This is a genomic window from Photobacterium carnosum (assembly GCF_021236965.1).
Lineage (GTDB): Bacteria > Pseudomonadota > Gammaproteobacteria > Enterobacterales > Vibrionaceae > Photobacterium > Photobacterium carnosum.
Genome location: NZ_WMDN01000009.1, coordinates 15,658 through 37,121 on the forward strand (window position 1 = coordinate 15,658; position 21,464 = coordinate 37,121).

The 21,464-nt window shown below is 38.1% G+C and carries 19 protein-coding genes; 7 read left to right on the plus strand and 12 right to left on the minus strand.

The genetic code is table 11. The annotated features are described in order from the left end of the window. The 4 genes from GLP24_RS10225 to GLP24_RS10240 all read right to left on the minus strand — a co-directional run bounded on the left by GLP24_RS10225 (position 1) and on the right by GLP24_RS10240 (position 5,825). Positions 1-1,233: an efflux RND transporter periplasmic adaptor subunit gene (locus GLP24_RS10225; RefSeq protein ID WP_232615964.1), complete on the minus strand. Its 1,233-nt coding sequence runs from the start codon at positions 1,231-1,233 to the stop codon at positions 1-3. Positions 1,234-1,418: 185 nt separating this feature from the next. Next, the gene (locus GLP24_RS10230) at positions 1,419-2,165 is read right to left on the minus strand and encodes a 3'-5' exonuclease (protein ID WP_232575265.1); all 747 of its coding nucleotides are present in this window, start codon (positions 2,163-2,165) and stop codon (positions 1,419-1,421) included. A 2-nt stretch (positions 2,166-2,167) separates the two neighbouring features. Beyond that, positions 2,168-4,075: a DUF294 nucleotidyltransferase-like domain-containing protein gene (locus GLP24_RS10235; protein ID WP_232615965.1), complete on the minus strand. Its 1,908-nt coding sequence runs from the start codon at positions 4,073-4,075 to the stop codon at positions 2,168-2,170. 121 nt (positions 4,076-4,196) lie between these two features. Further along, entirely contained in the window at positions 4,197-5,825 is a 1,629-nt protein-coding gene (locus GLP24_RS10240; RefSeq protein WP_045040153.1) for a sodium/sugar symporter, read from the minus strand. A gap of 643 nt (positions 5,826-6,468) precedes the next feature. Here GLP24_RS10240 and GLP24_RS10245 point away from each other — a divergent pair. The 4 genes from GLP24_RS10245 to GLP24_RS10260 all read left to right on the plus strand — a co-directional run bounded on the left by GLP24_RS10245 (position 6,469) and on the right by GLP24_RS10260 (position 10,815). Further along, on the plus strand, positions 6,469-6,912 hold the full coding sequence (locus GLP24_RS10245; RefSeq protein ID WP_101767997.1) for an Hsp20 family protein: 444 nt from the start codon (positions 6,469-6,471) through the stop codon (positions 6,910-6,912). A 257-nt stretch (positions 6,913-7,169) separates the two neighbouring features. Further along, the gene (gene dnaK, locus GLP24_RS10250) at positions 7,170-9,077 is read left to right on the plus strand and encodes a molecular chaperone DnaK (RefSeq protein ID WP_232579286.1); all 1,908 of its coding nucleotides are present in this window, start codon (positions 7,170-7,172) and stop codon (positions 9,075-9,077) included. Positions 9,078-9,345: 268 nt separating this feature from the next. Beyond that, complete coding sequence (locus GLP24_RS10255) at positions 9,346-10,254, plus strand: DnaJ C-terminal domain-containing protein (protein ID WP_101767995.1); 909 nt, start codon at positions 9,346-9,348, stop codon at positions 10,252-10,254. A gap of 108 nt (positions 10,255-10,362) precedes the next feature. Beyond that, a complete protein-coding gene (locus GLP24_RS10260; RefSeq protein WP_101767994.1) occupies positions 10,363-10,815 on the plus strand; it encodes a hypothetical protein in 453 nt (150 codons plus the stop codon). A gap of 85 nt (positions 10,816-10,900) precedes the next feature. Here GLP24_RS10260 and hflX read toward each other — a convergent pair whose 3' ends face one another. From hflX to GLP24_RS10290, 6 genes are all read right to left on the minus strand, one after another. Continuing rightward, positions 10,901-12,241 (minus strand): GTPase HflX, encoded by a 1,341-nt coding sequence (hflX, locus tag GLP24_RS10265; RefSeq protein ID WP_101767993.1) that lies wholly within the window; start codon positions 12,239-12,241, stop codon positions 10,901-10,903. Between the two features lie 594 nt (positions 12,242-12,835). Further along, positions 12,836-13,531 (minus strand): SH3 domain-containing protein, encoded by a 696-nt coding sequence (locus GLP24_RS10270; protein ID WP_232576763.1) that lies wholly within the window; start codon positions 13,529-13,531, stop codon positions 12,836-12,838. A 231-nt stretch (positions 13,532-13,762) separates the two neighbouring features. Next, a complete protein-coding gene (locus GLP24_RS10275) occupies positions 13,763-14,008 on the minus strand; it encodes a hypothetical protein (RefSeq protein ID WP_101767991.1) in 246 nt (81 codons plus the stop codon). Between the two features lie 124 nt (positions 14,009-14,132). Continuing rightward, the gene (locus GLP24_RS10280) at positions 14,133-15,065 is read right to left on the minus strand and encodes a LysR family transcriptional regulator (protein ID WP_232579287.1); all 933 of its coding nucleotides are present in this window, start codon (positions 15,063-15,065) and stop codon (positions 14,133-14,135) included. A 54-nt stretch (positions 15,066-15,119) separates the two neighbouring features. Further along, positions 15,120-15,779: a DNA-methyltransferase gene (locus tag GLP24_RS10285; protein ID WP_232575273.1), complete on the minus strand. Its 660-nt coding sequence runs from the start codon at positions 15,777-15,779 to the stop codon at positions 15,120-15,122. Between the two features lie 129 nt (positions 15,780-15,908). After that, positions 15,909-16,610 carry a DNA alkylation repair protein gene (locus tag GLP24_RS10290; RefSeq protein WP_101767989.1) on the minus strand — a complete coding sequence of 234 codons (702 nt, stop codon included), beginning with the start codon at positions 16,608-16,610 and terminating at the stop codon, positions 15,909-15,911. A gap of 296 nt (positions 16,611-16,906) precedes the next feature. Between GLP24_RS10290 and GLP24_RS10295 the strand changes: the two genes are divergently transcribed. Genes GLP24_RS10295 through GLP24_RS10305 form a run of 3 tightly spaced genes read left to right on the plus strand, consistent with a single transcriptional unit; the run spans position 16,907 to position 19,865 of the window. Beyond that, complete coding sequence (locus tag GLP24_RS10295) at positions 16,907-18,058, plus strand: ABC transporter substrate-binding protein (protein WP_232601551.1); 1,152 nt, start codon at positions 16,907-16,909, stop codon at positions 18,056-18,058. Next, on the plus strand, positions 18,058-19,104 hold the full coding sequence (locus GLP24_RS10300; protein WP_101767987.1) for a FecCD family ABC transporter permease: 1,047 nt from the start codon (positions 18,058-18,060) through the stop codon (positions 19,102-19,104). The genes GLP24_RS10295 and GLP24_RS10300 overlap by 1 nt, the downstream gene beginning before the upstream one ends. After that, a complete protein-coding gene (locus GLP24_RS10305; protein ID WP_152653427.1) occupies positions 19,104-19,865 on the plus strand; it encodes an ABC transporter ATP-binding protein in 762 nt (253 codons plus the stop codon). Before GLP24_RS10300 ends, GLP24_RS10305 begins: the two co-directional genes overlap by 1 nt. Positions 19,866-20,008: 143 nt before the next feature. On the opposite strand, the gene GLP24_RS10310 is transcribed toward GLP24_RS10305, so the two are convergent. Beyond that, on the minus strand, positions 20,009-20,896 hold the full coding sequence (locus GLP24_RS10310) for an aspartoacylase (RefSeq protein WP_221942863.1): 888 nt from the start codon (positions 20,894-20,896) through the stop codon (positions 20,009-20,011). Positions 20,897-20,991: 95 nt separating this feature from the next. Further along, a complete protein-coding gene (locus GLP24_RS10315; protein ID WP_152653425.1) occupies positions 20,992-21,435 on the minus strand; it encodes a hypothetical protein in 444 nt (147 codons plus the stop codon). Between the last annotated feature and the right edge of the window lie 29 nt (positions 21,436-21,464).

Below are 21,464 nucleotides of genomic sequence, written 5' to 3' on the forward strand. Positions count from 1 at the left end.
TTACTCTCCGTTCTCAGTAGCTTTAGAATTTGCTTGTGCTTGTGCTTGTGCTTGTGCTTGTGCTTGTGCTTGTGCTACTGATGATGAAGGAATATTTAAGATTGGCGTCACTTTTGTGCCATCTAAATGATTATCAGGCCAAGTTCGTGACACTAATTCACCTTCATCTAATCCAGCACTAATATAAGCATGATCAAGATCAGTACGCGCAATAACGACTTTCCGCATCTGAGTTAAGCCATTGCTATCAACCAAGACTACATGATCATTTCTCACCATGTGACGTTGTAATTTAATGGCGTTATCAATCGGCTTGGCTGCAACATTTGCGGTAACAAACGTCCCAAATTTTAGAATATCCGTTCGTTGCGAACGAGATAATTGCAATTGATAAGGATCGATCACATCAACAATGAGATAAACCATTCGACTTTGCTGATCGATGATCCCTTCAGTACCAATAAAGTCAGCTTGCCAATGTTGATAAGGCTGACCAAGGCGCTCTGAGGCTAATATAACGTGAATATTGAGTGCGTTTGTATCGAGGAATGAAAAAGCTTGTGGTGTCACAGGAAGGCGGATTCTAGCGACATCTGTGCCAAATATACGCCCAAGTTGCTCGCCAACATTGACATGAGTGCCAATATTAACGATTTTCTCTGTAATTAAACCATCAAAGGGCGCGGTAATACTTGTACGGGTAACGTTGCGTTGGGCACGGGCTAATGCTGCTTGTGCAAATTTAACGTTCGCTTGTTCTTGTTTTCGTTGTGGAATGCGTAATCCTAACGCTGACTGCTTAGCGACGGCCACATGCCGTAAATTCTTTTTTGCTACGATCCCATGGGCGATTTCTTGTTCAAGTTTCGCTTTTGCTTGAGCTAACGTTGCCTGCGCCTGAGCAAGATCAGCGTGGTAATCATCGTCGTCTAAATACGCTAACACCTGTCCTTTTTGCACAAATTGCCCAACAGCAAAAGCAGGCGTTAAACGGTTAACAATGCCACTGACTTGTGCCACTAACTCTGCTTGATGCTTAGGCTTTACCATTCCATAAGAATGAACACTAAAACGTAATTGCAGCTTTTTCACTTGCATCACATCAAGCACTGGTACAATATTTTCAATCAATTTTTGCTGAGGCTGAGGCCGATTTAATAATAATCCGGCCGATAATCCTGCAAACAGCAATAAAATCACTACTGGTAAATAGCGTCTTATAATGACACCCATGCTATCCAATCCCTTACTAGCAAACCAAAACACACTATTGCTTTAATTTGAGTGTAGAGCATCTATGCATAGCGTGTTGTTTAGATGTGCAATTAAGTGATCAATGCAGAATAGCAGCGACAGTGAATGAATAAAGAAAGGCACCTAAATCTTAAACTAAGATCTAAAGCTTAAAATAAGTAACACTAACGTTTAAGTAACTGACTAAGCGTCGGGGATTTGTTACCGTAAATTTTATGTACCAACACCATACATAATTCACCACACGCGATAGCATCAAACAAGGCATCATGGGCTTGATACTCAGGTAAACCTAACTTATGCCGCGCACTGCCTAAACGCGCATCTTGGTGTGAGATTTGATTATTATATAAAGATTGATATAAAGGTAACGTGTCTAGCCACAGTAGCGGGCAATCATTTAATTGATATTTATGTTGTAGATACGCACTGATAAAACCTTGTTCCATAAAACAGCCATGAGCAATACCTATTTTTCCCGTCAAAGCCACCAGCAATCGCATCATCACCTCATCAAGTGGCTGTCCCTGTAATAATTGCGCATGATCAATATGATTGATCACCACACTATCAGGTTTAATTGTTGCACTTGAATTGATTAATTCACTGACACTGGTGCTCAGATCAATCGCATTAATCTGCATAGCAACATAGCCTACCGATAAGATATCATCTTGCTGAGCATCAAAACCTGTAGTTTCAAAATCAATCGCTAACAATGGCCATTGATTAATCACTGTTAATGATTGAGGTAGCGGCGCACGAAACAATGCTTGAATAAAATCAGGTAAGTCAGACCGCTGTTGTAACAGCGTTATTCGTCGCTGTTCCAAATCACCTAATGGATTTCCCAATAAGCGCTGCCACCATACACTCCACTGAGATCGGCTGAAAATATGATTATTCTTCATGCTTAACAAAATTTCATTTTAATGACTTCTTGATAGCTGGTGATCAACTTAAACGTTTCCCGTAGATGTGTGCGTTCAAAACTATTAAACGCATTAGGGTTAATATGATTATTAGGTATTTTACCTTGCTGTAATGCTTGCAGTTGATGGCTATAGCGGATCTGACTAATAAATTGAAATGCCGCTAATAAATCCTTGAACGTCGCCTTATTTATCACATTATGTTCAAACAATGCCTGTAATCTTTCTTCGGTATTGGTTTTATACACAACACTTCCTTCTGCGCTGTATAATTGTGATAGCAACTGTAAATATTGCACACGCACTAAATTCACAATAATACTTAATGCGGCACTTTTAATATCAAGCGTATTGGCATTTTCACCTTCTTTTACTAATACCCAATTTCTAAAAATACTCAGCGGTGTTTTCTGTACCAACGTATTACGAGCCAAGGCTGAGATTAAACGCGCATTATGAACCAGCTGTTTACACATACACGCTTGTAACTCATCGACCAGCTGTTGATTACCCGTCACATAACGCATATCAAGAAAGACACTCATTTCCAATAATAAATCATATTCAGGGTTTACCGCCCATTTTTGATAGTGCGCTTTCCATACTGCGAGGGGCTGACACCATTTATGCGTCACGGCCATGAAGCGACCACTGCAAAGCTCATACCCACACAACGCCATTCCCTTACTGACATACATCGCTAAATGGTGGAAATAGACTTTATCTGTATCAGTCGCATCATTTGCTAAAATCAACGCATTATCTTGATCAGACAGCATATGAACTTCATTACGGGCATGAGAACCGGCAACAATCCAACAATATTCACAAGGTGCGGCCCCTAAATATGCCTCTGCCATCATCACTAACCGACGATTATAAGCATCCATGATCATTGCCATGACTTGACCAATAACACTAACAGTCACTTTCGCTTCAACCAAGGCTTCAAAAATAGCTTGTCGTTCAATAGTAAGCTTTGCCAGCTGATCAAGACGTTCAATTTTATTAATTTTATCGATTAAAAAGATCGCTTGAATACGGTGGTTTTGAACTAAATCAGAGGGGGTAATTAATCCGATTGGAACGCCATTATCTACTACAGGGATATTCTTTATACCGTGTTGCATCATCAGCGATACCGCCGTGATCACCAAATCTTCACGTTTAACACTATAAGGCGTTTTCGTCATAACGACGGCAATCTTCTCGGTAATAGCGATACCTTCAGCAACGACGCGCTTCGTCATGTCTTTATCTGTAATCAGACCAATAAATTCATTATGTTGCATAACAAAGGCACAAGATGAATTCGTGCTCACATGCATCGCTTTAGCAACCGCTTGAATAGTTTGAGTACTTTCAACCAAAACAATATGAGGATTAAGCACGTCCATGATAGGTTTAAAAAACAGCCCTTTTTCATGTTGTGACCACACAACATTTAATCCACTGCGAAGACGACTTTGTGCATGTGAAGCAAAATGTGCTAAAGCATTCGGCTGATCATTTAATTTGGTTAATAATGCATTAATAGACAAGCAATAAATTAGGGCATCTTCAATAACCGTAATGGTATAAGGATCACTGGCGGTATTGGTCTCTTGCTGAGTTAATCGAGAAAAACCAAAAAAATCTTCCGCTGCTAATTTTGCTCGTAACGTACCATCAAGATTGCGTTGTTCAACAGCACCCGTTCGCAATAAATACAGTTGATCACTTTCTTGTAAATCAATCACCTCACCTTTACCAAAATAGCGAATAGTGATCATTCCCGCGACATCACGTAATGTTTTAGGGTTTAGCTTATCAAACGGATCAACCGCTCCCATAAACTCAACAATATTAGGAATCAAGGTTTCAGACATATCAATAATTACTCGTGTCATTTAACTATTATTTTGTAATCGTTACCATCGATAACAAAATAAGTGTCGTATTCATTAACGATATTAAAAAGATAGCGAACCTCATGATTCGCTATCTTTATTTAACATGACGCTAATGTTATTACCAGAACACAGAATAAAGCACAGCAAGAATAATTAAAATGGCATAGGCACCAATATTAAACATCTTATCGGTTTTAAACATGTTTGGATCTAAATCAATTGCTTTATCGTCTGATGATGATGTTGCACTACCTAAACTTACCAGCACTATCACTGCCATTGTAAATAATAAGGTATACATCATCTGATCAAGAAACGGCATATTCAATGGCATGAACTTCAAGAATAAAGCGAATGGAATTGATAATAACACCCCAATAATCGCCCCTTTACTGTTCGTTTTATGCCAGAACAAACCTAATAAGAAAACCGCTAAAATACCTGGGCTAACTAATCCTGTATATTCCTGAATGTATTGGAACGCTTGCCCGATACCACCTAGCATTGGCGCAACGACACATGCAATAACCAAGGCAATAATTGCACTACCACGGCCAACATTCACTAATTGGCTATCACTAGAATTAGGTGAAATATATTCTTTATAAATATCCATCGTGAAAATAGTTGCGGTTGAATTCAGCATTGACGCGAGCGATGACACGATCGCAGCAGCAAGTGCAGCAAAAACCATCCCTTTAAGACCAATAGGTAAAAATTGCGTTAACCATGGGTATGCTTTATCTGCGTGAGCAAAGCTAGGAATATTTGTTTGACCAATATCACCTAGACCGGCAAGTAAAGCACTGTCATGAGTAATAACGTAAGCTGCAATACCTGGAATAACCACAAGGAACGGTACAATGAGTTTTAAAAATGCTGCAAAAACAATACCCTTTTGAGCTTCACCAATAGATTTTGCCGCTAAAGTACGCTGAATAATATATTGGTTAAATCCCCAGTAATAAAGATTCGCCACCCATAAGCCACCAATTAAGACTGCAATACCCGGTAAATTCATGTATTGCGGATTGTCTTGATCAAGGATCATTGTAAAGTGTTCAGGAGCTGCGGCAGCCATACGAGATAAACCACCAAATAATCCATCAGCGCCACCAATATACAATACCGCCATCACGGTTGTAATTAAACCACCGACAATAAGGAAGAACACTTGAATAACATCAGTCCATACGACTGCGGATAAACCACCATAAATTGAGTAAACCAATGCAAAAAGAGCCAATCCTAAAATAGAGTAAATCAAAGGAATACCCAGAATAGTCTGTAGTGCTAACCCGCCTAAATACAATACCGAGGTTAAGTTTACAAACACATACAGTGCAATCCAAAACACCGCTAAAATAGTCTTCAAGTTTTTATTAAAGCGTTGTTCAACAAATTCAGGAATGGTGTAAATACCTTTATTAATAAAGACAGGTAAAAAATATTTACCCACAATAATTAACGTCAGTGCCGCCATCCATTCATAAGAAGCAATAGCGAGTCCAATCGAATAGCCAGAGCCTGACATTCCAATAAATTGTTCGGCTGAAATATTTGCAGCAATCAATGATGACCCCACCGCCCACCACGGTAGAGATTTACCCGCTAGAAAATAATCTTCCGTGGTTTTAGTCTGACCTTTTTTATTACGAGAAACGAATAACCCGACCCCAATAATAATTAACACATATACAACAAAGACTGCAATATCTATGCTTGATAACCCTAAGTAAGACGACATGATGTAACTCCATGATAAATACTGTAACCAATTGTAAACGTTATCACGATATAAGTAATGCGAATGGTCACAGTTTTGATCTCTACTATTTACTGATAATAGATAGTGTGTCGTAATTCGCAGTCATTGTTAAAAAACCATATCCCCTCTATTTAATTATTCACCATGTGATAAGCAAAACAGAAAATTAACGCTATTTCATTTAAGCGACGTATTACTTGATTCAGTCTTGAAAATACGTTTTCCGCCCTTATATATATAAGAACAAGAACAGAAATACAGTTGAATGACATTAGATTATCAACTGTTATCTCTTATGTAATAAAACAGAGTACAATTTTTTAGTGCTGATAATATTTCAAAATCAGTACGTTAGTAAAAATCGAAATAAAACATTAGAAAAACTAATCAAAAAGTGTTGACGGCAACTCACCGGAAGCATATATTAATTACATGAACTGCCAGATGGAGTTCAAACCGCTACTAAGATTCGCCTTATTAGGGAATGCCTTATTAGCACTTATATAACGAATCAAGATCCTGTAACGGATTGGTTCACTTAGTTAGCTATTAAGTCGCCCTGTCGATAACGACACACTTAATAACCAACTAAGACTATTGCTTATTATTGAGGATAGTTTTTATGCGTAATGTAGATTTCACTCCCCTATACCGTCATGCTATTGGTTTTGATCGCTTGTTTAACCTTGTTGAAGCAAGCAACACTAAAACTCAAGCAACGGGATACCCTCCGTACAATATCGAACAAACGGATGAGAATAACTACCGTATCACTATGGCAGTTGCTGGTTTCTCTGAAGAGCGTTTAGATCTTACTCAAAACGAGAATATGCTTGTTGTAACTGGTACTCGTGCACCAGAAGAAAATAAGAACTTTATTTACCAGGGTATTGCTGAGCGTAACTTTGAACGTAAATTCCAACTTGCTGATTACGTAAGTGTTGTGGGTGCTAATCTCGAAAATGGTCTGCTACATATTGACCTTTTCCGTGAAGTACCAGAAGCAATGCAACCGCGTAAAATTACAATTGGTCAATCAGCATCAGTAGCACCGACTGCCGAGTAAACATCATCAGTTGTAAGTGCTCCTCTCGTAATAACGTTGAGCTATTAGCATCATTAATAATGCCATGATTTTGGCTATAGACTAATAGCTCCGTCAATATTCAACCCTATTATGGGTTATTTAAAAATTTAGCTGGATTGATTATTGTTATTCCCAAGGATCACATGAACCCTTTCATGGACCTTAATGGCATACTTATAACTCGCCGTTCGAATAAGAAAAACTAATCAATGTAGCGCACAAAGGAAAGAATAAATATGAGTAAGATTATCGGTATTGACCTAGGTACAACGAACTCTTGTGTTGCTGTTTTAGATAGCGGTATTCCACGTGTTATTGAAAATGCGGAAGGTGAACGTACCACGGCATCAATCATTGCCTACACTGATGGTGAAACCTTAGTAGGCCAACCCGCAAAACGTCAGGCCGTGACTAATCCTGAGAATACCTTGTTTGCGATTAAACGTTTAATCGGTCGTCGTTTTGAAGATGACGAAATCCAACGTGATCTTGATATCATGCCTTACAAAATCATTAAGGCTGATAATGGTGACGCATGGGTTGAAGCAAAAGGTCAAAAAATGGCCGCACCACAAGTTTCTGCTGAAATTTTAAAGAAAATGAAGAAAACAGCAGAAGAGTACTTAGGTGAAAAAGTAACAGGCGCAGTCATTACCGTTCCTGCTTACTTTAATGATGCTCAACGTCAAGCAACAAAAGATGCTGGCCGTATTGCAGGTCTTGATGTTAAGCGTATTATCAATGAACCAACAGCCGCAGCATTAGCGTATGGTCTTGATAAAAAAGCCGGTGACAGCGTTATTGCCGTTTACGACTTAGGGGGCGGTACGTTTGATATTTCTATTATCGAAATTGATAACGTTGATGGTGAGCAAACGTTTGAAGTACTAGCAACCAATGGTGATACTCATCTTGGTGGTGAAGACTTTGATACCCGTCTAATTAACTACCTTGTAAGCGAGTTCAAGAAAGACCAAGGCATCAATCTTAAAAATGATCCATTAGCAATGCAGCGTGTAAAAGAAGCTGCTGAAAAAGCGAAGATTGAATTATCATCAGCACAACAAACTGATGTTAATCTGCCTTACGTTACTGCGGATGCAACCGGTCCTAAACACTTGAATGTTAAGATCACACGTGCAAAATTGGAATCACTGGTTGAAGACCTAGTACAAGGTACACTAGACCCTGTAAAATCAGCATTAAAAGACGCTAACCTAACTATAAATGACATTACTGATGTGATTTTAGTGGGTGGTCAAACACGGATGCCAATGGTACAAAAAGTTGTTACTGACTTCTTTGGCAAAGAGCCACGTAAAGACGTTAACCCAGATGAAGCTGTTGCGATGGGCGCAGCCATTCAAGCGGGTGTCTTAGCGGGCGATGTTAAAGATGTACTATTGCTTGATGTAACACCACTGTCCTTTGGTATTGAAACCATGGGGGGCGTGATGACAACCTTGATCAATAGAAATACGACCATTCCGACAAAAGCGGATCAAGTGTTCTCTACTGCTGAGGATAACCAAAATGCAGTAACGATTCATGTACTTCAAGGTGAACGTAAACAAGCGGTACATAATAAATCATTAGGTCAGTTTAACCTTGAAGGTATTCAAGCAGCACCTCGTGGTATGCCACAGATTAATGTAACATTTGACTTAGACGCTGATGGTATTTTAAATGTCTCTGCTACCGATAAGGCAACAGGCAAAGCACAAAAAATCACTATTCAAGCTTCAGGCGGTTTAACAGAAGCTGAAATTGAGAAGATGGTACAAGAAGCAGAAGCGAACAAAGACGCAGACAAACAATTTGAAGAGTTAGTCACTGCACGTAACCAAGCTGATCAATTGATTCATAATACTCGTAAACAGATGACTGAAGCGGGAGATAGCTTTCCTGAAGCAGAGAAAACGAACATTGAAGCTGCTATTACAGCGCTTGAAGCAGTTAAATCTAGCGATGATAAAGCCGCAATAGATACTCAAACTCAAGCGTTAATGACAGCAGCACAAAAAATAATAGAACATGCTCAGGCTCAAACCCAAGCAAATACTCAAGGACAATCTGACGCAAACCAGCAACAAAATGCGAAAGATGATGACGTTGTAGATGCTGAGTTTGAAGAAATGAAGTAAGACACTACTGTTGTTATATCGATACATTGTTAGATCAATAATCGACGACACATAGCAAAGCTTCACAAAAACAATGGGCGTAGAGATCTTTATCTCTCGCCCTTTTCGACGATTACAATAGAGCGATAATCCCACTAGGCTAACTATCTGTGCCTTTTTAGATCATTAACTGTTTATGTATGATGCTGTTTTTCGTTATCATATGGTTTAATTGCATGATTTAGAATGTTCCAGATAGTTATCCCGCTAGGGATAAGAGGTGTTACCAATGTCAAAACGCGATTTTTATGAAGTTCTTGGTGTCGCCAAAACTGCATCTGAGAAAGAAATTAAGAAAGCTTACAAAAAGCTAGCAATGAAGTTTCACCCAGATAAAAACCCTGATGATCCAACCGCAGCCGATAAATTCAAAGAAGTAAAAGCGGCTTATGAGATTCTAATGGATAAAGAAAAACGCACGGCTTACGATCAATTTGGTCATAATGCGTTTGAAAATCCAGGAATGGGTGGCGGTCGAGGTGGTCAACAAGGCTTTGGTCAGCAAGCTGGTTATGGTGATTTTGAAGATATGTTTGGCGGTGCATTTGGTGATATGTTCTCCAATGCACGTGGTGGCCAAGGTGGTTTTGGTGGTCGTCATTCAACCCGTCCTCAAAAAGGTGAAGATCTTCAATATACAATGGAAATCGATCTTGAAGATGCGATCAGCGGCGCATCACGCGTTATCGATCTCCCTGTATTTGAAGGCCGCACCCAAACCAATAAAAAGCTAAACATCAAAATTCCAGCAGGTATCGAAGAAGGTGGCCGTATTCGTTTAAGCGGTAAAGGTCATCCTGGTATTAACGGTGGCCCTCAGGGTGACGTTTATATTCAAATGAATATTCGTCCTCACCCACGTTACACTCGCGAAGGTAATAACCTACTTTGTAAAGCAACCACTGATTTTGTTACCGCAGCCTTAGGCGGTAAAGTGGAAGTCAATACATTAGGTGGTGCAATCAGTTTAAAAATACCTGAAGGCACACAAACTGGTCGTAAATTCCGTCTAAAAGAGAAAGGCGTTACTGATCGTAAAGGCAATACGGGTGATTTGATTGTTCAACTTATCATTGAAACACCACTTAACCTGAGTGATCGCCAAAAAGAATTACTGAATGAGTTTGCAGCAGCTTAACCTAAGCTAGATGAAACCCTGTCTATAATAAAGCCAATATCAGTGAATATTATTATTCCTCGGTATTGGCTTTTTTGCATTCAACTTAGATTAAACTAGGAATACTCTATGCTAAAAAAAATCATTTCCACCAGCTTGTTAGTCATTGCAAGTATTAGCTTTACTACTTCTTATGCATTTGCCGCTAACATCACCGACATTAATAACGCGGTGGAGAATAGTCGTCATTTACTTGAAGGTGAGACATTTACGCTTGATCAACCTTGCCGTTTCTTTAATGATTACAATTACAAGCTTTATCATTGCCAAATGATGATTGCCCCATTAGCGTTAGTCAATGACAAAACCTTAGCGGCAACAAAAACAAGTGATAACCTTTTACACCGTCAAATTTCATTTATACGTAAAGAAGGTGGGTTTGCGATATTTAGATTATTGCCGATTTCAACGCATCCTACTACAGAAGAAAATGATAGCGATAGCAGCGACACCCCACCCGAGGTGGCAAAAAAACAATTATCTTTTTTAGGCTTTAACGGTGAGCACAAAGAAAAAAAATGAGCGAATAATCGCTCATTTTAAATATCCAACATAGAGTCTGCTAGGTATTTTATGATGGTCTAGGATACGAACTTAACCGTATTATTTAGTCTTTATTCTGCATCTGTTTTTTTAGACGCGCTAAATTAATTGGGTTTGAGCGTACTGTAAAAGTAATATGTTCATATTCATATTCTTCTTTAGTTACACTCATGCTTGAGCGAATTTCACCGATAATACCATTTGCGGTATATGGCACGATGATTTCATCTTCAATCATCTCATCTTGTGCAATATTAACGATATATTGATGTAACTTGGTAATATCAGCAGGATTACGGGTTGATGTCATAACAGCATCAGGAAACTCAACCATTAATGCTTGTTGCTCTTCATCACTCAATTGGTCAGATTTATTTAATATTAATTGCTTCGTGATGCCATCGACACCCACTTCTTTTAATACTTCATGCACAACATCAAGTTGTGAACGGAAAGAAGCATCAGATGCATCGACAACATATAGTAATAAAGAAGCATCATGTGCTTCAGCTAGCGTCGAGTGGAATGAAGCCACTAAATCGTGCGGTAATTTTTTAATAAAACCGACAGTATCTGACACTAAAATTCGAGGTTGAGTGATCGGCTGTAAAGCACGTACTGTTGTATCAAGTGTAGCAAACAGTTTATTTTCAACTAAAACATCACTGCCTGTTAATGCGCGCATCATTGATGACTTACCCGCATTGGTATAGCCTACTAATGCGACACAGAAAAGCTCAGAACGTTGAGTACGTCGGCCTTTAAGTTCATCTTGAACACTGACTAATTCACGTCTTAATTCAGCTAATTGATCGCGAACTTTACGGCGATCGAGCTCAAGTGTCGTTTCACCCGCACCTTTACCCATTTGACGTTCTTTATTACCAATAGCAGATTCACGTAAACGTGGTGCTAAATAGTTAAGACGTGCAATCTCAACTTGTAGTCGTGCAGTTCGAGTACGAGCATGACGACTAAAGATTTCAATAATAATACCGGTGCGGTCAAAAACCTCAACACCTAATTGGTTTTCAACATTACGCAACTGTGATGGGCTTAAATCACAATCAAAAACCACTACATCAGCACTACCAAACGACAGGTTTTCAGAGGGTAGTTCTGTAAAAAGCATCTCATCAACATCATCACTTTCTTCACTTTCTTCGATCAGACCTTGATTACCAGTGAGATGTGCGATTTCAGCCAGTTTACCCGAACCTAGAACGCTTACTTTCTGATTCGAATTTAGTCTTTGTGATTGTGTTCCTACAACCTTAAAACCAAGAGTTGTTACCAATCGAGCCAATTCAGCTAATGATGCTGCTGCTTCATCCCCCTTAAACTGTGGAGTTTGAATAGAAATCAATAACGCGTGATTAGATGATGCTTTTGCAGTTAATTGCATAATTTTCTATTGTGCACATACGCGCACCCTATTTTGTATATTTGTCTCATCCTACGCTGTTATTAGTCAGCTTTATATAAAAATAGACGGTGACTTGTATTATCCATTTAACACAAGAACAAATATCCTACTTTTTGATGATAAGTTGCACTAATACTCCAGGTTTTATGACACTGAAGACAACCCTACTTTTATTTATAACTCCCCCAAAATTTTTTAGACATCGAAATAGTTCGCTGAGAACAATGTGAACATTTAAAACGCAACATAACAACTTCCTTATCATTTATTTACAACCTATTTTATCAATAACGCGGTGTCTTATTCGTTAATATCTAGTGGTGTTTAGCTAATGCCTCTATAACAGTATAAACCATTGCAGGATCTCCTTTTATACCGTTATCTTTACACAGTGCATCAGACTCAGCTCCAATAAAAATAAGTACCATACCCACAATAATCTTAAGCTACCACTATTAAACACTGATTATTAATCATTCTACTGATAATAAAAAACCCTCTCTCAATACGAATATTAATAAAGGGTTTTAACATTGTATTATCCACTAATTTTCACTGGATAATACAATAGATTTATTTAGTCGCAGCAACCGTATCTGTAGACGTAACGACTGTAGATGCTGTCGCTTTTGCTGGTGTTGCAACATGATCACTTAATTTAACTTGAGTTGGTGAGCTAATCCCTGCTTGTTGAAACTGTTGTTGCATCGCTAACATTTTCTGTTGTTGCTGGTGCATTAACTTCGCCATGTTAGATTGCATAGTATTAAAATCACTTGGATTACCCATAGTATTCCAAGAATTTGCAAATGCTTGGTTCATTTCAAGTTGTTGTTTTTGCATTGCATTATAAAAGTGCTTATCTACTTTTTGATTATTATTACCTTGAAATTGCACAATTTCATAATGGAATGGACCTTGTGGTGTTTGCAATACACCCTTGGTTACACTCTTCTCACCATCTTTAGTTTTTACTGTATTGGTCGTTTGATCAGGCAAAACCTTGGTATTCGCTTTTGCTATCATTTGGCGATCAACACTTTGGATCCAACCCGTATTACCATTAGTTGTATCACCCACTTTTTCCCAACCATTATTTTGATAAATGGTAATTAATGGTATCTCAGACTTTATGGTTTCAACCACAGGAGAAGTAATGCTTGGGTTTTCATACACTTTAATCGTTTGTATGCTGGTGTCAGCCCACGCAGCAGTACTTAGACAAGTAACGGCTACAATACCTGTAATTGCCATCGCTAAACGTTTCATATCGACCTCTCATGCGTATTTACATAATTTAAAAATACATTAAAAACGGTGGCTATAAATAAGCAGATTGAGTGTCTATTATATTAAACGTTGAAAATGAATCCAAAATGAATAACATCATATTTATATCATTAACGATTAAACGAAAATGAAATATAACTAATTAAAAATAAAATCATTTATAACAGGAAGCTAAATTTCTGCCGTTAATAATAACGACAGAACTAACTATCAATCTTGTTTAATAATAATTTCACGAGGGTAATTTTTTTCTTGCTCGTTAATATCATATTCAGATGTGCCTTGGCCTAGATCGCCAATCGGTGCTTCAGTGGCAACATCAATACTCACTCCAAATGTATGTTCGCGCGCTTTAAATTTATCAAATATCATTTTTTCTGCCGCCGTTAACCGCGTAAGGTCTTTACCTTCAAGAGTCAGTACTTGATCTAATAGTTTTTTATCTTCAGGTGACATAATAACCAACCTTCTTATGTAAATATAATAACTACATTATGTTTAAATACGATACGCCATTGAGGTTAATATACTAGCCACTTATGTTGTAGAACATGAGCAATTAATTTTCATTTGTGATCCTTTATTTTCTCAAGCTGGCGTTAACTCCGTTAGTTATAAGTTGCCGTAACCATTGATGACTAGGATCTAAATCAAAATGTTTATTCCATAATAACAGATAACCACCTGGCTCTAATTCAATAGGAATAGGCCGAATGATCAATTCAGTATTTTCAATCATCGCCAGTGCGGGTCCAGAGGGATAACACATCAATAAATCACTTTGCTCACATAACTTCGCTGCGGCATAAAAATCCGTCATATTAACCGCATTATCGAGCTGCTTATTCTCAAGCGCTAAAATTTCATCAAGCAGCCACCGCTTTAATCCACCAATACTAACTTGTAAATGACGGTATTTTAAAAATATATCTAAATTCCAAGGCTCACTTAATGCAGGATGCCCTCGACGCATTAAACACACCGGATAATCACGCGCTAACTCAATATAATTTAACGATGAAGGTACATTACGATAATGACTGGATGAACGTTCATCCCACTCAAAAATACCAATACCAAAATCAATTTCACAGCGTAATAATCGCTGCAAACTATCATCGTTCCATGTTTTACTGGTTAAACTAATATCAGGGGCTTGCTGTAATAACTGAGGCATAAAACGGGGGTAAGTTAATGCATAAGCAGTTTCAACTAAATCAATATGAAATTGACGTTGGCTCTGTGCAGGATCAAATAGCTCTGCACGCGTTAACTGATTAATCTGCTGTAAAATATCATAAACCGAATCTGATAATGACAATGCTTTCGGTGTTGGCCGTAAACCATAAGGTGTCCGTTCAAATAAAGGATCAGCAAACGTTTGACGTAATTTAGCTAACTGCTTACTCACCGCCGATTGACTAAGATGAAGTCGCGCTGCGGTGGCTGTAACACTTTGTTCTTCCAACAACACGTTTAATATACGTAATAAATTTATATCAAAGTTCTTCATTTACTGCGCCCTTACCAACAACCAAAATCAATAGCCTAAATCAATCAGTCAACATTATGCTGGCTGTACTCGACTACGCAAATGTTGGTGCGCAGCATCTGAGATATCATTACCCCATGCTTGACGTTGTAATTGTTGCGCTGCGACTAACGTTGAACCTGAACCAAAAAAAGGATCAACGACAATATCACCAATAACTGAGCTTTGTTCAATTAATATTTTAATCAAAGGCACTGGTTTTTCTGTCGGATAACCGCGATAAACGCGCTTAAATTCAAGCACGTCAGGAATAGACAAATTAGCTAATTTACGTTTTCCTTTTTCAAAAAAAAGAATAAATTCATAACGAGCTCGATAATGATAGCCCATACCAATCGCGACTTTATCCCACACAATCGGTTTCCAAAATTTAAATCCCGCCTGTTCTGCGATAGGTTTAATGTAAAACATGGTTTCCTGATCGCAGAAAAGATAGAAATGACTATTGGGTTTTAAAACGCGATAAGCTTGTTCAAGTAAAGTTTGAAATCGTTGATTAGGAAAAATATCAAACCACTGATTACTGGAAGATTTACTATTTTTTAGACGTGTGGTTGTACCTATTTTTCGATGCTTTTCTAGTGATTCATAAGGAGGATCAGTAATCAAAAGATCGATACTATTATCCGTTAATGAAGACAGCCATTCAACGGCATCTTGTTGATATAATTGCATAGAGAAACCCACACTGAACATTAAAAAACCATAATGCCTATCCATTAATGAACAGGCACTACTTTCGTTAAGTGTTGTAGCAAAAAAATATCAATATAGATAGCACCAAGCGATTAAACACTGGTAATTCTACTCAACTGTGCTATTTACCACCATTGTGAGTTTTCTTGCTTCACGTCGGCAAAGCGGCGTTAATAATGTCATGTTGTTTTTTATAAAAGTATCAACAAAGGTAAAATCAATTTGGCTATAAGCATTTAACACTTGCCCCATCGCTTGCTGTACTAGCAATGACTTATCAGCGGCAAGATATAAAATAGTCTCCGTTAACAGCACTACATTCGTCTGTTGCTTATGGTGTAAGTGCGCTAATACTGACGCCCGTTTTAACCATACACTGTCTGATTCACGCCATTGAATAAGGTAACGTTCTAAGTCTTTATCTTGCAGTATCACCTTACCTATCAAGTTAGTCACAAGACGATCTAAAGTATCAACATTATCGGCTGTTGCTAACATTTCAAGATACACATCAAAAGAAGCTAACGTCTGATATTCAGGATAATACTCACCAGCATCTAAAGCTAAATAGCGTTCTTCTCGATAAACCCCCGACCATAACCACAATAATAAGCGATGATAGTCTTCGATATTATCAATACTGGTATGTGTAATCGCTAATTGAAATATTTTATGACGCTTTTCTAGGCTAACACCATAAAAGGGTTGTCGACTGTTAAGATCATACTGCATTTTTTTTGCAACAAGTGTACTGCCTTCAGCGACTAAATGTTGCTGCATAAAGATAACCATTGGTATAACTAATGACATAGCCGTTCCTCTTTGTTATCTCTCATTACTGCTGAGCATTAAGGCATGTAATGGTTAATAACTTTATTATAATCAATATTGTTATGTTTTTTGATTGATAAAACCAAGTATTCCGACTTTTTCATACTGCGCGTTAAATCTCAAACCTTTTCTAACTATTTCAAACAATTTACACACCAAAATACAAATAACAATCAAACTCATTCAATTTTGCAGTGTAAGTTTGCATTTATCTTAGTTTAAAATGATAAGTATTATCATTACTATTCACGAAATCATTCTTCCTAGGTATCATTGTGAAAAATAAGCTGAAATTCCTCACACTTTGCGCAACTACTTTTTGGTCATTTAGCTCTTTTGCCGCAACGTATCCAGTTACAGTAACCGATGTTGCGGGGCGCACTATTACGTTTGACCACCAGCCTCAAAATATTGCTTTATCAACGAGCCGTATTTTTCCTTTACTTGAAATTATTTATCAACAAGATGCTGCAAAACACCTTGTTGCTGCACGCGATGATATGCAATTTTCTGCACCCAGCATGTATGCCAACTATGTAAAAGAATACCCTTCTCTCCAACATGTGCCCAAAATTGGACTGATAAAATCAGGCGAATTTGATGCTGAACGGTTCATTAATTTAAAACCTAAACCTGATTTATTTATCGTTGATTTATCTAATATTAAATTAGCCCAAGATAACGGTTTATTAAAAAAATTAAACGCAGCAGGCATTAAAGTGATCGCGGTTGATTTTCGTGAAAACCCAATTAAGAACACTGTAAAATCGGTTGAAACGGTGGCTAAAGCCGTCGGTCGAGAAGCTCAAGGACAAGCATTTGCTAACTATTACCTTGATCATATTGCCGATCTTAAACAAACCCTTGCCCAATACCCTAACTTGAAGCCCAAGCGGGTCTTTATTGAACGAGCAGCAGGTTACAGTGATTCATGTTGTCGTACATTTGCTGGCGGTAATATGGGGGCTTATATTCCGTTCTTAAAAGCAATTAATATTGCAGATAAACCATTAAAAGGTGCAGTAACTGGACAAATGTCACCAGAAACAGTAATCACGGCTCGACCTGATGTTTATATTATGCAAACAACAGGTTGGGTTAATGATAAGGGTCAGCCAACACATGGTATACCATTAGGTTATAATCCTAATCCGGCCGCAATCAAAACAGCAACATCAGCATTAATGGATCGTGATTGGCTACAAGCTGTCAGTGCTTATCAAACCAAAAATATCTATTCAATTTATATGCCATTTTATAATTCACCGTATAACTTAGTCGCAATGGAATACTTTGCTAAATGGATTCATCCCAACGTATTTAAAAATCTACATCCAGAGAAAACCTTTGAAGAAATGAATAAGCAATTTGGTCATCGCACAATCAGTGGCGATTTTGGCCAGAATAACTTTAAGGCTATGCAGTAATGACCTCAATCTTACTTGAGTTAAACACACATAACATTCGTAATCGTAACAAGAAAGTGGCCTTAGCGGCTTTCTTTATACTCAGTATTATTTGTGTTATTGCCGATATTTTCATTGGCTCACAAGGGCTAACTTTTACTCAAGTGATCCACGCACTGATTCATCCTCAAACCAGCGATATTGCCAGTAAAATTATTGTCTGGGATATTCGTATGCCAATGGCATTAATGGCACCATTAATCGGTGGTGCTTTAGCCTTAGCTGGCGCACAAATGCAAACCACATTAAACAACCCTCTTGCCGATCCCTATACTTTTGGCGTTTCAGCCGCCGCAGGGTTTGGGGCATCATTAGTGATCACGAACGCTATTGCGATTCCCTTCATTCCACCACAATATCAAATAGCGTTAATGGCATTTATTATGTGCTTACTAACCACCTTTTTAATTGCGGCGATTTCATCAGTAAAGCGGATTTCAATTGAAGGCGTAATGCTATTTGGTATTGCGTTAATGTTTGCTTACGACAGTTTACTGACCATGATGCAGTACGTTGCTAGTGAAACCCAATTACAAACATTAGTGTTTTGGCAAATGGGATCACTTGATCGCGGAAGTTGGGCCAAAATTACGGTACTTGCGATTGTATTACCGATTGTATTATTAATAATGATGAAAGATGCTTGGCAGTTATCCACCCTTAAAATCGGTCACGAACGTGCTCAAGCAATGGGAGTAAACGTTAAGCGACTGCGCATTAAGACTCTATTATTGGTATCAGTGATCACATCGCTAGCGGTTTCATTTGTAGGGGCAGTTGGTTTTGTCGGACTCGTTGCTCCTCATATTGCACGTATGGTGTTAGGTGAAGATCAACGTTACTTCCTACCCGCATCATTCCTTGTCGGCGCAGTGTTACTAGAACTTGCTTCTATTGCCAGTAAAAGTATTATGCCTGGCATTATTTTACCGCTAACGGTGGTGATGTCGATTATTGGTATTCCTTTCTTTGTTTATTTAATCATCAAAAAAGGGGGACGTTTTTAATGGCACTCGCAATTAATGATATTTCAGTCGCATTTGACGATAAAACAATTTTAGATAACTTATCGCTACCTACCATTGCGTTAGGCGAAATGGTAGCGATTATTGGTAAAAATGGTGCAGGAAAATCAACCTTACTCCGTCATATTACGCAAAATTTACGCCACCATTCACAGCAAATTTTATTACACGGTAAACCATTAACCTTAGAGAACATTGGTTATTTACCTCAAGATCATCGTATTTCAGCCACCATTACAGTGGTTGAATTATTGATCACCACGTTGAATATGGGATCACATTCTTTATTTGCTAAAGCGAACAGTGCAGAAAAAAGTTTACAATTATTAAAACAAATGGGAATTTTACATTTAGCCAATAAAGTGTGTACTGAATTATCTGGCGGTGAAAGCCAAATGGTGGGGCTTGCGCAAGCCGTTATTAACCAACCGAAAGTGCTAATACTTGATGAACCAACGTCGGCGCTTGATATGCATAACCAAATGAAGCTTCTTGATTTTGTAAAAAAATACAGTCAAGAAAGCCAAGCTTGTGTATTAATGGTGATCCATGATCTTAATTTAGCCATTCAATATTCAACCAAAGTGGCCGCGTTGCACCAAGGCAAATTGTTTGCTTATGGCGATCCAATAACGACGATTACACCCCCTTTAATTTGGTCGGTATTTGATGTTGATTCACACGTTGCTATTATCGATGAGCGGCCGATTGTCGTTGTTAAATCATCAAATAGATCACAATGAACCATTTTATTACGCCTCAGTATTCTGAGGCGTAATCGTATGTTAGATCATACATCGACCAAATTAAAAGTTAGCTACTACTTTATAACCATCTTCCATTACAGCCATAATCGTACGTACTGATTGACTATCACCCAAACAAATTAACCCTTGGTTTCCATCACAATCTTCTTCGCCAAAGACATCGCTAAATTATTATCATAATAAGCGGCTTCATTGATAAAATGAGGATAAGCCTCGTAATCACCTTGCCAATGCACTTCTGTGCCATCAAACAAAGTAAAGATTGGATCACCATTACGTAGCGGTTTAAAATCATTATCTTGCACTGAGCGATGTACCATGCCGATACGCTGTCCTTGCTCATCTTCTGGCAATGACAGTGTTTCATGGTAGCGGAATGCTTCATAGCTTGGAATTAAAGGAATAAGTTCATTGGTATTATGCAGATGAACAAAATCAAGAATATGGGTTGTCATCTCATCCATCCAATCAAGAATATCTTGGCGGATCACAGATTGCGGCTGCGGTCCAACTTCAACAATAACGCCCTGTGGTGCAATAGAACTAAGGAAATGGTTTTGTTCAACGGGTGTATGATCTTCAAATACCACTACCGCATCAGGCATCTGCATTTTAACGTATGCCCCCATCTGACGATTAAAGCTATCAGATTGCAATAGAATTAAACAAGGCCCCATATTACTAGTGGTATTATGTAAGTCGATAATAAAATCAACGCGGGCATCCCCTTTAGGACCAATCTGTTGATTAATCACTTTAGCGCGACTCTGCTCATAACTTGCCAAATCATTATTGGCTAAGTCAATTAAACTAAATTGGCGGTTTAAATCATGGTCAACATAACGTTTATTGTCATCGTGAGCTTTAGGGTTAGCAAAGACAGTTTCAACACTAAAACTATCTCGCACTACTGCTGTTGGTTGCTGCCATTTACGTAATAAGTAAATACCACTAAATTCATTACCATGAGTACCACCTACAACCGCGACTGTTTTTATTTTACTCATCCTTGTGCCTTATATATACAGTGATTAGTTTCAGTGTACTGACTTTACTCTCTTTGGGAAGTCTGTTTATTAGATGAAAAAGTGATTATATATCACTAAATTGGACGGGTTTGCGCCAATTTCAAATAGGAATGAAGTCGATCATTTTTATATTCGATAGCAGAATGAATATTAACGTAGCGATTAGCATATACGGCACAACGATAACAATTATCACCCTTGATAATTTCAAGCTCGATAACACCATCGACTAATTGCCAATGTCCTTGCGTGTGTAGACGATTAAATAAAGTATATTCATCTAAAGTGCCATCAGCATGTAAACGCAGTTCAGTAATATAACCAGCACTACAGGTCTTAATCCAGTATTGTTGATATATTTCATCACGTTGAAAATTACGCTTAGTCTCTAACCATTGGTTCATCATCGGTTGTAGTTCAACACCTAAAACGGGTAATTGATCAATATCGAGTAAGCGCACACGTTCAGTTTCACGATAAAATAATTGTAATAGTTGTAGCGTCTTTTTTTCAAACATCCTTGTTCACCAACTTATTAGCCTATGTA

What these genes read in the sequence shown, in the direction of transcription:
- dnaK (WP_232579286.1), top strand. Translation starts at nt 7,170, where the DNA reads ATGAGTAAGATTATCGGTATTGACCTAGGTACAACGAACTCTTGTGTT.
- GLP24_RS10280 (WP_232579287.1), bottom strand. Translation starts at nt 15,065, where the DNA reads ATGAAGAACTTTGATATAAATTTATTACGTATATTAAACGTGTTGTTG.
- GLP24_RS10275 (WP_101767991.1), bottom strand. Translation starts at nt 14,008, where the DNA reads ATGTCACCTGAAGATAAAAAACTATTAGATCAAGTACTGACTCTTGAA.
- GLP24_RS10225 (WP_232615964.1), bottom strand. Translation starts at nt 1,233, where the DNA reads ATGGGTGTCATTATAAGACGCTATTTACCAGTAGTGATTTTATTGCTG.
- hflX (WP_101767993.1), bottom strand. Translation starts at nt 12,241, where the DNA reads ATGCAATTAACTGCAAAAGCATCATCTAATCACGCGTTATTGATTTCT.
- GLP24_RS10245 (WP_101767997.1), top strand. Translation starts at nt 6,469, where the DNA reads ATGCGTAATGTAGATTTCACTCCCCTATACCGTCATGCTATTGGTTTT.
- GLP24_RS10255 (WP_101767995.1), top strand. Translation starts at nt 9,346, where the DNA reads ATGTCAAAACGCGATTTTTATGAAGTTCTTGGTGTCGCCAAAACTGCA.
- GLP24_RS10300 (WP_101767987.1), top strand. Translation starts at nt 18,058, where the DNA reads ATGACCTCAATCTTACTTGAGTTAAACACACATAACATTCGTAATCGT.
- GLP24_RS10230 (WP_232575265.1), bottom strand. Translation starts at nt 2,165, where the DNA reads ATGAAGAATAATCATATTTTCAGCCGATCTCAGTGGAGTGTATGGTGG.
- GLP24_RS10310 (WP_221942863.1), bottom strand. Translation starts at nt 20,896, where the DNA reads ATGAGTAAAATAAAAACAGTCGCGGTTGTAGGTGGTACTCATGGTAAT.
- GLP24_RS10285 (WP_232575273.1), bottom strand. Translation starts at nt 15,779, where the DNA reads ATGCAATTATATCAACAAGATGCCGTTGAATGGCTGTCTTCATTAACG.
- GLP24_RS10235 (WP_232615965.1), bottom strand. Translation starts at nt 4,075, where the DNA reads ATGACACGAGTAATTATTGATATGTCTGAAACCTTGATTCCTAATATT.
- GLP24_RS10240 (WP_045040153.1), bottom strand. Translation starts at nt 5,825, where the DNA reads ATGTCGTCTTACTTAGGGTTATCAAGCATAGATATTGCAGTCTTTGTT.
- GLP24_RS10260 (WP_101767994.1), top strand. Translation starts at nt 10,363, where the DNA reads ATGCTAAAAAAAATCATTTCCACCAGCTTGTTAGTCATTGCAAGTATT.
- GLP24_RS10270 (WP_232576763.1), bottom strand. Translation starts at nt 13,531, where the DNA reads ATGAAACGTTTAGCGATGGCAATTACAGGTATTGTAGCCGTTACTTGT.
- GLP24_RS10290 (WP_101767989.1), bottom strand. Translation starts at nt 16,610, where the DNA reads ATGTCATTAGTTATACCAATGGTTATCTTTATGCAGCAACATTTAGTC.
- GLP24_RS10305 (WP_152653427.1), top strand. Translation starts at nt 19,104, where the DNA reads ATGGCACTCGCAATTAATGATATTTCAGTCGCATTTGACGATAAAACA.
- GLP24_RS10315 (WP_152653425.1), bottom strand. Translation starts at nt 21,435, where the DNA reads ATGTTTGAAAAAAAGACGCTACAACTATTACAATTATTTTATCGTGAA.